This window comes from Wolbachia endosymbiont of Pentidionis agamae, from assembly GCF_036711655.1.
Taxonomy (GTDB): domain Bacteria; phylum Pseudomonadota; class Alphaproteobacteria; order Rickettsiales; family Anaplasmataceae; genus JAZHPY01.
The window spans coordinates 1-12181 of the sequence record NZ_JAZHPY010000025.1; the positions used below are offsets into that span (position 1 = coordinate 1).

Sequence of the window (12181 nt, forward strand, 5' to 3'; positions counted from 1 at the left end):
ATTTAATGCATCAACTAGATGGGTACCAGGCAAAGTAAATCTGTATTTATAATCATCATCTCTAATATTAGGAAAACTATCAGATATCATGCTTGGCAAAGAAAAACTTACATTTCCACACAATATCAATAACTTTCCTTCCTGATTTGTTTTAAATTCGATCTCTGAATCTCCTGGTAATTTTTTTACTATATCATGCAAAGTATGAGCGGAAACCTTAATTTCACCTTCTTTCATTACGCTTGCAGTAAGTGATGCAAACATAGAAATATCAAGGTCTGTAGCTATAAATTCTATTTTATTAGATAATACCTTTATGTTTATACATGCTAAGATATCTATGACATTTCTCCTTTCTACTATACCACTTATCTTGTATAGAGTATTAAGAAGATCAGCACGATTAACAAAAAAATGTAACTCTTTATTCAAGTTAATATTTTCAATTGTTTGAGCTGTTTCTTTTATTTCAGACATACATTACTTTTTTAATGAGAATATTATTTATCCAAAGTATTAGGTATAATATTACCTTTAACTTTTTAGCTCTTTAGCAACATCGAGTGCAGCGTACGTGAATATAGCACTTGCACCTGACCTTTTCAAGGCAATTAGTGATTCATAAATTACTTTATCATAATCTAACCAACCATTATTTGCTGCAGCTTTTATCATTGCATATTCACCACTAACTTGATAAGCAAAAATTGGAAAGTTAAACTTTCTACTCGCGGTTTTAATAACATCTAAATATGGCATACCAGGCTTAATCATAATAAAATCTGCTCCTTCATTAATATCCATTTCAATTTCACATATTGCTTCAAGTTCATTCCTATAGTCCATCTGATAGCTACTTTTATCTATCACATCAGGTGCACTAGAGCCTATAACTTTTCTAAATGGTTCATAAAAACCAGAGCAATATTTTACTGCATACGATAATATTGATACGCTTTGAAAATTGTGCTCATCAAGCGTTTCCCTAATTCTCCTTATTCTCCCATCCATCATATCAGACGGAGCAACTATATCACACCCAGCTTTTGCTAAACTCAATGCTTGTTCACATAAAATTGATAGAGTCTCATCATTATCTACATGATTATTTTTTAATATACCATCATGACCATGAATGGTATATGGATCTAATGCAACATCTGTAATTATTCCAATATCTGGAATTTCTGATTTTACAATATTAATTGCAGTACAGATCAAGTTGTTAGGATTATATGCTTCACGAGCATCTTCTGATTTCAATTTTTCATTAACTACAGGAAAAATTGCAACAGCTTTAATACCTAAATCTTTGATTTCTTTTATTATTCCTACCATTTTATGGATAGGATAACGTTTTATATCAGGTAAATCAGGGATTGGCATCACTATGCTATCATCTTCATGAACAAACATAGGAAAAATAAGATCATTAGTAGATAAGCTAGTTTCTGCTACTAAATCAATTAACCACCTACTTGAACGCTTACGTCTCAATCTTGTAGTTGGGAAATGAAACATCATTAATGATAGTGACAATAATATTTATTATATTCTTTGTATAAGAAATAATCCACTTTTTTATTTTAAAGTCTCTGGGTGTTAAAAATTTTTAGTCTATTTTATTCATAAAAATATTGCATGATAAAAAAACTTTTTGTATTATGTAATTTTATATAAGGAATATTTATGCATACAAGAGATCTAGAATATAGAAAGAAAGCAATTGAAGATGTTGTTCAAATTTTACATAAGAATTTTATTTCAAGAAAAGTTGAAATTCAGCAAAAAATAGAAAAGGTTGAACTTTCAGTATTAAGGGGAAAAGAAGTAAAATCAATTAAAGTAATTAATCAGTCTGCAGAATTACTCAAAACTAAAGATGTACAAATAGAAAAATTTACAGAAGAGAATAGAGAGATTAAAGAGCGTAATGCTGAGTGCATGAAAAAAATTAATGATCTTGAAACTAATTTAGAAGCTAAATTCGAAAATAAAATGGCTGAAATGATGAGTATGATAAGAGGTAAGCAAACTAGTAACCAAGAGGCAGATGAGCCTGGGCCGAGTAGCAAGCTAGATGGAGCATCAGTTTCTAACTTCCAGGCACTGAGTAGATGATGTGGCAGGAGGAAGTAATAAACTTCTTGCATATAGTTGCGTAAGAGATCTAATTTATTCTTGAAACTGCTAACTTTAGAAATCTGCTTAAAATTAGCAATTCAGTTTTTACTTCTTTTTAGAATTGGTTTTGATATTCATTCAATTTATGATAGAATCCACTTATGACTGATTGATATACCTCCTTCTTGAAATATATGGCGGAATTTATTACTTCACTTGAACTTTTCCAACACCAATCCTGAAACTCAGGACTATCAGTATAATGAATGTTGATATCTTTATCCGTGCCAAGAAACCTCATTAAAAACCACTTTTGTTTTTGACCGCCGTATTTTTCATTCCAGTGACTTGGTATTATATTTTTTGGAAGATTGTAATAAATCCAATCTTCATATTCATCTATTATTTCTACTGTGCTAATGCCTGTTTCCTCCATTAATTCACGTAGTGCCGCTTGCTTAAAATTCTCACCTTCATCAACTCCGCCTTGAGGCATTTGCCAAGAATCATCTTGATTATTATCATAGCGTTTTCCAGTAAATATGTGCCCATGCTTATTAAAAAGCATTATGCCAACACATGGTCTATATTTTAATTCTTCTGACATTCTTCTATTTTATTCAATATAAGATCCGCAACTTCTTTAATAGTTAATTCTGAATTATCGATTTCAAAAGCACCATCTGGTACAAATAATTTCTTTTCTTTTATTCTCTTAAGAGCAAATACAGGATCAGTTATTTTTCTATTAAGGTATCTTTCCTTTGATTGTATACGTCTAATAAGTTCATCATTTTTACAATGTAACACTACAGGAAGAATATATGTATTTATTTTTTTACTTAATTCTACAACTGAATTATATACTTGCGTATCATAGATATCTCCATTTAATAACTCATTTGTAAATATATAATTCTTTGATTGAGTAGGATACTTTGCTATGACATCTAGCATTACTTTTCTAACTTCTAATATTCTAGACCATACTTCATCTGGTACTTCAGAGTTGCTAAATTCAGTAATACTAAATATAATATTATTAAATATTGCACTGCTTAAGATTACTGCACCGACTCTCTTACTTAATTCTACTGCTGTGGAAAGTTTCCCACTTCCTGGAAATCCTATTAAGTAAATAAAAAAACCACTTTCTTTAACTGAAATAGTACTCATATACTTTGCAAAAATAATATAGTATACTTTTTTGTAATAAAAAACACATTTAATGTATAAAAATACATAAAAATATCTATTATATATAGTATACAGCGTAAATAATCAATTCAATGAGAAAAATAAAACATTTATGTGAAGAATTAATCTCTATTCTTGAAAATAACGATATAAAAAATAATATATGTGATTTGCTAGTAGAATATCAACCTATTAGAGTAACAAAGTATGAAATTGAGCGCTGTCTATATACTCTTCAAAATATTGATAAAATCAAGGAATATTTAACACAAGTGATAGATAAAAGAGTTTGCTCTTTCTTGCCTTCAAATTTGCCTCTCTATTCTCTTCTGTTATTTGTAATCATGCCTGGCTTTATAACGCAAAGAGTAGTTGTTCGTCCTAATACGGAATTGGTAAAACAAGGGGTAATAGAAACACTATGTAAAATTCTAGAATTCAAGGAACTCTTTCCAAACATAGAGATATTTAAGGGAACAAGGGAGTGTTTTGTAGAATACTACATTAAAGACGCAGATCTAATTATTTTTACAGGACGGAATGAAACAAAAAATAAAGTAAGAGAATTCATGAAGCCAGAATCCTACATGATTAATAATGGTTCTGGTCATAATCCGATTATAGTGGCAGAAGGTGCTGATATTAACTTAGCTGCAAAGGACATTACATATGTGAAATTTTTTAATGCTGGTCAAGATTGTGCAGGACCTGATGCAGTTTTTGTACATGAAAACATAGCAAAAGAATTTATAAAAAAATTAAAGGAAAAAATTTCTAATTTAAAAATTGGAGATCATTCTGATCCAGAAGTAATAGTTGGGAAAATACATAGAACATCAGAATTAGAAAAATTTCAAAAAATCTTTCATGATAACAGAAAAAAAATACTTATAGGTGGAAAGATTGATCTAGAAAAAAAAGTTGTAGAGCCTACACTTATAGTTTCAAAGATTGAATATAGTAAATTAAATTATAAAGAAATATTTGGACCTATTTTATTTATTTATACATATCAACATGACGGTCAACTGCCGCTTTATTTTAAAGATAAAGATGGAAAATATGTTCAGAATAAAATGTATGTTTCTTTTTATGGGAAGAGTGAGTACCTTAAATTTAAAAACGATAGCAAATTCATTCAAGAAAAAGGATCTTCTAAAGGTGGAGTTGGGATCTCTTTAGAAACAATTATTCATAACATTGAAAATGGTACTGTAGCTTATGGAGGACACAGCAATGGTGCATCTTCAATCTTGTATAAGGATATAGATGAAAAATTTTATAGTAAAGCTACTCCTATTTTGATAAATAAAATAATACATGATTATTTTGTCAATAATCAAAAGTTAAATGAGAGCCTCAATAGTGGAAGAAAATTAAGAAAAAAAATAAGGCGAAATTTTACAAAGAAAGTATACAGAACTTTTAAAGATAACTTGGAGTTCGCATTTATATTCGGTAGCGTTGCAAAAAAGACATTTCGATTTAACAGTAGCGATGTAGATACTTTTATATGTTTAAATAGTAAAGATGAAAAAAGCTTTCGAGATTTTAAAAGCTGGAGTATTAAACTACAATGCAAAGTTAACTTAAAACCTGATCTTGATTATCCAGCTGAAATAACTACATCTGACATGTTATTTTCATGGATTTATCAATTAAATCTTGAATTAGGATTTTCTAATTCTCGCTATTGGATAGATGATAATAAGCTAGATTGTTCATTCACTGAAACATTTAAATGTGATGATAGTGAAACATACGATGCAGTTTTCCTTTTATCTGTGATAGCATCACCTTATAAGTTTGCTTTACTTGTATCAAATTCAAAAGCATTAAAGAGCATTGAATTAGCAGCAGAAAAGATAATAAATAAAATAATTGAAAAAATATTAATAAATATTGTAATGTTAAAAGATATTCCTGAGCACTTAGAGAAGATGTTTCCTAAACATAGTGGTATGGCGATTGAGCACAAGTTAAAAGAAGGAGATTATGATAATAATGAAGTACTACGTACACTAATAAAATGGCCAGAGCCAGATAAAACAAAGGGTTCTGAAGTAAGAGGTGACGAATCATGTATGAATGATCAGAAAATACCGCACTCAAAAATAGAGGAATGTACATTGGAAAGTATATGTCTTAAATCTATGACAATATAGACAACTTTAAAGTGCTTTGATGTAAAGTAAGCATAGGTAAAAAAACCTAATGGATTCTTTTTGTTCTTATGGTACTATAAATTGTGGTTATAAAATCAAATTTAATTATGAATAAACAAGGGTATGAAATTATAGATCATGAATATGATGTAGTAGTAGTTGGAGCTGGAGGAGCAGGGCTGCGTGCCACTCTCGGCATGACAACAGCTGGATTTTCTGTTGCGTGTATATCTAAAGTTTTTCCCACTCGCAGCCATACAGTTGCAGCACAAGGGGGGATTAGTGCAGCACTTAGTAATGTTGCTGAAGACGATTGGCGCTGGCATGCATATGATACCATCAAAGGATCAGATTGGCTCGGAGATCAAGACGCAATAGAGTATATGTGCAAAAATGCTTCAGAAGCTGTTATTGAGCTTGAAAATTTCGGTGTACCTTTTTCTCGTACAGAGGATGGAAAAATATATCAGCGCCCTTTTGGTGGCATGACAACTAATTTTGGCAAGGGAGAGCAGGCTGAGCGTACTTGTGCAGCAGCTGATAAAACTGGGCATGCAATTCTTCATACTTTATATCAACAATGCCTAAAATTTAATGCAGAATTCTTTGTCGAGTATTTTGTAATTGATTTAATTATGGATGATAAAACTGGAGCATGTTGTGGAGTAATTGCTTGGTCGCTGTGTGATGGCACATTGCATAGATTTCGTGCACATTTTGTTATGCTTGCAACAGGAGGATATGGGCGCGTTTATTTTTCTGCAACAAGTGCACATACTTGCACTGGTGACGGTAATGGAATGATAGTTAGAGCTGGTTTACCACTAGAGGATATGGAATTTGTGCAATTTCATCCAACTGGGATATATGGTTCAGGATGTTTGATGACTGAAGGGTGCCGTGGTGAAGGTGGTTATTTGGTGAACTCTAATGGCGAAAAATTTATGGAGCGCTATGCACCAAAAGCAAAGGATCTTGCCTCTCGAGATGTAGTAAGTCGTGCTGTAACAATCGAAATTAGAGAGGGTAGAGGTGTAGGCCCTAAAAAAGATCACGTGTACCTCACTATAGCTCACCTTGATCCAGAAGTAATAAAACTTAGGTTACCAGGTATTAGCGAAACTGCAAAAACTTTTGCTGGTGTTGATGTTACTAAAGATCCAATTCCTGTTGTTCCAACTGTTCATTATAATATGGGTGGTATTCCTACTAATTATCATGGTGAGGTTATTACTATCAAAAAAAATAAGGAGAAGGTAGTGGAAGGGTTATTTGCAATTGGTGAAGCTGCGTGTGTTTCTGTACATGGTGCAAACAGACTTGGTTCTAATTCGCTTCTTGATTTAGTAGTATTTGGTAGAGCTGCGGCACTAAAGGTAAAGGAAATATTAAAATCTGGTACACCACATAAAAAGTTAAGTTCAGATTGTACGGATTGGATAATAGATAGATTTGATAAAATGAGATTTGCATCCGGTAAACTTAGAACGTCAGAAATACGAAATAGAATGCAGAATACTATGCAAAAGTATGCATCAGTGTTTCGTATATCTGAGTCTCTAGAGGAAGGTAAGAAAGCTATAAAAGAAGTAGCAAAAACAATGTCTGACATTTCAATTGAAGATCGTAGTATGGTGTGGAACAGCGATCTAGTTGAAGCACTAGAGCTTGCAAATATGATGCCTCAAGCCATAATTACTATGGAATGTGCAGCTAATCGAAAAGAAAGTAGAGGTGCTCATGCACGTGAAGACTTTCCTGAGCGTGATGACATAAATTGGATGAAACACACTATAGCTTGGCTTGATGATAAATATAATGTGAAAATTGATTATAAGAAAGTTTCTGAAAAAACTCTTAGTAGCGATATAGATTTTATAGCACCAGAAAAGAGAGTGTATTAAAATTTTTTGATAGTTATCTTATTAAGGAAGAAATTGGTTTTATGTTGAGACTGTTATGAATTAAAGCCATAAGAGAATGGTTACATATTTCAATATAAACTTAAAAAATATATGATAATATTATCATTATATTATCTAGTCATGATATAAAATTGAGTCAATTCACTGTATGGCAATCAATAGAAATTTTAACAAATGCAGTACTTAATTTACAGAAAGGAACAAAACTACTAGAAAATGCAATATCACAACACAAATTAAGTATAGAGAAAGGTAATTCATTACAAAATGGAATGTATGAAGCATCTTTAGTAATAAAAAATCTAGTTGCAGGTAATGATCATACTATTAGTATCCCTGCCTTTTCCAAAATAGGCTATTCTATATCTAATGATGATGAACTCATTATACATAACCATATTACAAAAGAGGAAGTAAAAATTCCTAAAGAATTTCACTATCTTAAGGTTATAGGTTTTGATAATAACATTTATAAATTATCTTTCTGTAATCTATATGGTAATGAATTTTTTACATATAAAAAATATGATGCAAAATATTCCGATCTTTCAGATGAATATAAATTCATAAATTTACACTCTGTAAGACAATTAGAGAATCTTAAACTGAGTGACTATTGTAGTTATGAGCCATCATTTGTAATAAATAAAGGTTACACAGATTCTAACCTGTACTCTGCTGAGTTATTTAGACTTACCGAGCGAAAAAAGTTGGTACATTAGCAAATGAATTTGGTTATTTTAACAAAAAAAATGAATTTTGTTATTATAATAATAATGAAAATATGGAGCCTATATGTGGCACAACAAATGATATGAATATTGAGGCTTTTGAAAAAATAAATATTGAAAATTATAACTTGCAGCTTACTATGCATAATCAAAACATAGAAATTCACCCAATTTAAAGTTTCTGAGAATTAATCCTGTAAGTAATTGTCAGATGAGCAATATGCACCTCTAATTAGTATTCTTAATTTATACTACTCCATTTTTAATGGAGTAGCATATTTACCTCTCTATTACGATTTTTAACTTTTTCCCTTATCTTGCGAATTATTTCTATCAATAGATACACCTTTTAATTCAGTACCTATATTTTCATGCACTTTATTTTTGCTTGAACCTTCTTTAGGATTTGGTTTCTTAAGGCTTGACTGGAATAAGTTTTGCAAACTTTTAGTATCTAGATGCTTAGTAATTTTAGTCATTATATGACTAAATACTCCTTTATATAATTCAGTTTTATTTTGATCATCATCTCCAGGAGCAATAGATAAATTTGTCTCATTTAATAGTCTAATTACTGATTTACGTTGTTCTATTGCATCTATTAATAACTTTTTTATTTCTGGTTTATTAGCACAATCTAATGGAGTTTTTCCATCTTTATTTTTAGATTCAAGAGGAACTCCATTTTTTATTAGAAGTTCTATATTTTCTCCTTTATCTGCTTCATGCAACAAATTAACAGCTAAATGTAAAGGAGTATTTCCATTCTTATCAACAGCACGAATATCAGCTCCTGCTTCTATTAAATCCTGTATTACATCTTGCTTGTATCCACACGCAGAATGTAAAAGAGTGTGTGGGATTTTAGCTCCAGCACGTATTAGTAGATTTTTTGCTTTTATTGCTTGTTTACCTATTTTTTCATCATTATGTAAATATCCACGAAAAATTCTATTAAAAACTGCTTCTAAAGGTGTCTTACGATGAGCAACCTGATTTGGGTCTGCTCCGAGTCTCAATAGCATAGCTGCAAGTTCTAAATTTTCATTAGATATTGGATGGCGTAGTAATGTGCCACTTTTTGAAACGTCCAAAGCTATATATAGTATGCTGTAACCATTATAAAAACCTTTGTCAATCTTAAAGTCAATGTTAGCACCTTGCTTAATAAGAGAGCGCGTTTTTTTTCTAGATCTTGTAATGAAATTAGTCTATATAGATAGTCACCTATTAAATTGGATAACTTATGATTTAATTCGTTTTGTTTTTTTTTCAATATTTGGCATTTTTGTTACCTTAATTTTATTAATATAGATATATTATATATTAAGTTATAAATAAAATCAACTTCAAAGCACAATATGAAAGTACTACTCTGTGTAGACTCCAAAATACCGAAAGATGGTATTGATAGGGCAAGTTGCAGTAAGTTTCATGTATAAATGCAAGTGTCATTAAAGATAAAAGTAAAAAATCTATTAACAAAAATAAAATATTTCTGATATGAACTTGTAATTGGTCAATTACTTACTTATATAGTATACATCAATAAATTTTAAAAAGTTTGTAAGGGGTATTTTATGAGCGGTCCAGTAATAGGTATAGATCTTGGAACAACAAATTCTTGTGTTGCGGTAATGAAAGGTAAAGATGCTGAAGTAATACCAAATCAAGAGGGTGCAAGAACTACTCCGTCTGTAGTAGCATTTACATCATCAGGGGCAAAATTAGTTGGTGCTGCAGCAAAGAGACAAGCAACCACGAATGCATTTAACACATTTTTTGCTACTAAGAGGCTGATAGGTCGTCAATATAGTGATCACGAGATAAAGAGTCTAGTAGTGCCTTATAAAATATTTTCAGCAAAAAATGGTGATGCATGGGTTAAAACAAGTGATAATAAAGAGTATTCTCCTAGCCAGATTGGTGCATTTGTATTACAAAAGTTGAAAGAAGAAGCAGAGGCGTACCTTGGACAAGAAGTAAAGGATGCTGTGATCACAGTGCCTGCATATTTCAATGATTCTCAGCGTCAAGCTACAAAAGATGCAGGAAAAATTGCTGGACTTAATGTACTTAGAATAATAAATGAACCAACTGCTGCTGCACTTGCTTATGGCCTTGATAAGAAACATGAACACAAAATAGTAGTGTATGATCTTGGTGGTGGTACATTTGATGTTTCGATACTTGAGATAAGTGAAGGTGTTTTTGAAGTCAAAGCTACAAATGGTGACACTCATCTTGGTGGTGAAGATTTTGATAATGCAGTAGTGAAGTACTTGCTTGATGAGTTTAAAAAAAGTAATGGAATTGACTTAAATAATGACATGATGGCTATGCAGCGTATTAAGGAAGCAGCTGAAAAAGCAAAAATTGAATTATCAAGCACTATGGAAACAGAAATAAATTTGCCTTACCTTACAGCTGATGCGACTGGTCCAAAGCATTTTAGCTTAAAATTCACAAGAGCAAAACTTGAAAGTTTGGTTGTTGATTTAATTGAAAGAACTTTAGTGCCTTGTAAAAAAGCACTAGGTGATATTGAGTTATCTCCTTCTCAGATTGATGAAGTAGTTCTTGTTGGTGGTATGACAAGAATGCCAAAAGTAGTAGAAAAAGTTAAAGAATTCTTCGGTAAAGATCCACATAGAGGAGTTAACCCTGATGAAGTTGTAGCTATTGGGGCTGCAATACAAGCTGGTGTACTGCAGGGTGATGTAAGGGATGTACTTTTACTTGATGTAACTCCACTTTCTCTTGGAATTGAAACTTTGGGAGGTGTATTTACCCCGCTTATTGAGCGTAACACTACAATCCCAACCAAGAAGTCTCAAGTATTTTCAACTGCTGAAGACAATCAAACTGCTGTTACGATTAAAGTATATCAAGGTGAAAGGAAGATGGCAGTTAACAATAAGCTACTTGGTCAATTTAACCTAGAGGGTATTCCATCAGCTCACCGAGGAACGCCTCAGATTGAAGTAACGTTTGATATAGATGCAAATGGAATAGTAAATGTTTCTGCAAAAGATAAGGCTACTAATAAAGAACAAAAAATACGCATTCAATCTTCTGGTGGGTTGTCTGAGGCTGAAATAAAACGTATGGCTGAAGAAGGTGAAAAATATGCACAAGAGGATGAAAAACGTGCAGAATTTGTTAAGGCAAAAAATGATGCAGATAGCTTAATTTATTCTACAGAAAAATCTTTGAAGGAATATGGTGATAAAGTTTCACAAGAAGAAAGATCTGCCGTTGAAAATGCAGTTAATGGATTAAAAGAGGCTATAAAGGCTGATGATATAAATAATACGAAAGTAATTCGAGAAAAGATAGATTCCTTATCTCAAGTATCTATGAAACTTGGAGAGGCTATGTACAAGTCTCAGCAACAAAGTGATAATAGTGACTCTTCTTCTAATTCATCAACAAGTGGTAATGAGGAAGAAAAAGTAGTGGATTCTGACTATCAAGATATTAATGATGGTAAAGAAAATAAATAGATTTTTATAGGTTATTAAGATATGAATATACACATTTCTACAGTTTCTTCTAGCTTAGAAACAGTTATAGTTGTTGGGCTATTTGAAGGTTTTCAAGACATAAGCTCTGCTTATATTATAAAAGAAAAGCAAGTTATTGATTATATTAAAAATTTAAGTAGCTTTAATTGCACTTTCGGTGAGTTTTTTACTGTTGGTTCAATTGTAGAACGATATGTTGTTGTTGTAGGTCTAGGCAAAAAAGATGAGTGGAATCAAAACAGAGCATTAGATATTGGTGGTAAGGTATATACAGAATTAAATAAGCTCAAGCTTAAGCAAGCATCAGTTTTGATTGATGGTAATGTAGAATCTGCTTTAAATGTTGCATATGGTATGTTTCTACGAAGTTTTAAGTTTAATAAATATCAAACTAAGAAAGAAGAGTTACAAGAGATAGAAAAGATTGAGGTGCTTGTAAAAGATGAAAATTTGGATAGTGCCAAGAAGTCATTTGAGCGGTTAATGAATGAGGGTGCAGGAATATTTTTTAC

The 12181-nt window shown here is 31.4% G+C and carries 12 protein-coding genes; 7 read left to right on the forward strand and 5 right to left on the reverse strand.

Going from position 1 to position 12181, the window contains the following annotated elements; genetic code table 11:
* On the reverse strand, window positions 1–477 hold a 477-nt coding region (locus V6U76_RS02205), incomplete at its 3' end, for a beta clamp domain-containing protein (RefSeq protein ID WP_458695392.1).
* Window positions 478–534: 57 nt separating this feature from the next.
* Window positions 535–1521: a porphobilinogen synthase gene (gene hemB, locus V6U76_RS02210; protein WP_333023398.1), complete on the reverse strand. Its 987-nt coding sequence runs from the start codon at window positions 1519–1521 to the stop codon at window positions 535–537.
* Between the two features lie 168 nt (window positions 1522–1689).
* On the opposite strand from hemB, the gene V6U76_RS02215 reads away from it, so the two are divergent.
* The gene (locus tag V6U76_RS02215) at window positions 1690–2121 is read left to right on the forward strand and encodes a hypothetical protein (protein WP_333023389.1); all 432 of its coding nucleotides are present in this window, start codon (window positions 1690–1692) and stop codon (window positions 2119–2121) included.
* 118 nt (window positions 2122–2239) lie between these two features.
* On the opposite strand, the gene V6U76_RS02220 is transcribed toward V6U76_RS02215, so the two are convergent.
* Both V6U76_RS02220 and V6U76_RS02225 read right to left on the reverse strand, forming a co-directional pair.
* Window positions 2240–2731 carry an RNA pyrophosphohydrolase gene (locus V6U76_RS02220; RefSeq protein ID WP_333023390.1) on the reverse strand — a complete coding sequence of 164 codons (492 nt, stop codon included), beginning with the start codon at window positions 2729–2731 and terminating at the stop codon, window positions 2240–2242.
* Window positions 2716–3300, reverse strand: coding sequence for an AAA family ATPase (locus tag V6U76_RS02225; RefSeq protein WP_333023391.1), 585 nt, complete (start codon window positions 3298–3300; stop codon window positions 2716–2718). Before V6U76_RS02225 ends, V6U76_RS02220 begins: the two co-directional genes overlap by 16 nt.
* Window positions 3301–3413: 113 nt before the next feature.
* On the opposite strand from V6U76_RS02225, the gene V6U76_RS02230 reads away from it, so the two are divergent.
* The 4 genes from V6U76_RS02230 (at window position 3414) to V6U76_RS02245 (ending at window position 8318) form a co-directional block, all read left to right on the forward strand.
* Window positions 3414–5486, forward strand: coding sequence for an aldehyde dehydrogenase family protein (locus V6U76_RS02230; protein ID WP_333023392.1), 2073 nt, complete (start codon window positions 3414–3416; stop codon window positions 5484–5486).
* A gap of 107 nt (window positions 5487–5593) precedes the next feature.
* On the forward strand, window positions 5594–7390 hold the full coding sequence (gene sdhA, locus V6U76_RS02235) for a succinate dehydrogenase flavoprotein subunit (RefSeq protein WP_333023399.1): 1797 nt from the start codon (window positions 5594–5596) through the stop codon (window positions 7388–7390).
* 152 nt (window positions 7391–7542) lie between these two features.
* Entirely contained in the window at window positions 7543–8133 is a 591-nt protein-coding gene (locus tag V6U76_RS02240) for a hypothetical protein (protein WP_333023393.1), read from the forward strand.
* A 62-nt stretch (window positions 8134–8195) separates the two neighbouring features.
* Entirely contained in the window at window positions 8196–8318 is a 123-nt protein-coding gene (locus tag V6U76_RS02245; RefSeq protein ID WP_333023394.1) for a hypothetical protein, read from the forward strand.
* 123 nt (window positions 8319–8441) lie between these two features.
* Here V6U76_RS02245 and V6U76_RS02250 read toward each other — a convergent pair whose 3' ends face one another.
* Window positions 8442–9236, reverse strand: a complete 795-nt coding sequence (locus V6U76_RS02250) for an ankyrin repeat domain-containing protein (RefSeq protein ID WP_333023395.1) — start codon at window positions 9234–9236, stop codon at window positions 8442–8444.
* A gap of 486 nt (window positions 9237–9722) precedes the next feature.
* Between V6U76_RS02250 and dnaK the strand changes: the two genes are divergently transcribed.
* A complete protein-coding gene (dnaK, locus tag V6U76_RS02255; protein WP_333023396.1) occupies window positions 9723–11648 on the forward strand; it encodes a molecular chaperone DnaK in 1926 nt (641 codons plus the stop codon).
* Window positions 11649–11669: 21 nt separating this feature from the next.
* Window positions 11670–12181: M17 family peptidase N-terminal domain-containing protein (locus V6U76_RS02260; protein WP_333023397.1), on the forward strand; the 512-nt coding region annotated here is incomplete at its 3' end.

Bases quoted from the DNA above. Each gene is read 5' to 3' on its own strand.
- V6U76_RS02220 (WP_333023390.1), bottom strand. From the start codon at position 2,731: ATGTCAGAAGAATTAAAATATAGACCATGTGTTGGCATAATGCTTTTT.
- dnaK (WP_333023396.1), top strand. From the start codon at position 9,723: ATGAGCGGTCCAGTAATAGGTATAGATCTTGGAACAACAAATTCTTGT.
- sdhA (WP_333023399.1), top strand. From the start codon at position 5,594: ATGAATAAACAAGGGTATGAAATTATAGATCATGAATATGATGTAGTA.
- V6U76_RS02215 (WP_333023389.1), top strand. From the start codon at position 1,690: ATGCATACAAGAGATCTAGAATATAGAAAGAAAGCAATTGAAGATGTT.
- V6U76_RS02225 (WP_333023391.1), bottom strand. From the start codon at position 3,300: ATGAGTACTATTTCAGTTAAAGAAAGTGGTTTTTTTATTTACTTAATA.
- V6U76_RS02230 (WP_333023392.1), top strand. From the start codon at position 3,414: ATGAGAAAAATAAAACATTTATGTGAAGAATTAATCTCTATTCTTGAA.
- V6U76_RS02245 (WP_333023394.1), top strand. From the start codon at position 8,196: ATGGAGCCTATATGTGGCACAACAAATGATATGAATATTGAGGCTTTT.
- hemB (WP_333023398.1), bottom strand. From the start codon at position 1,521: ATGTTTCATTTCCCAACTACAAGATTGAGACGTAAGCGTTCAAGTAGG.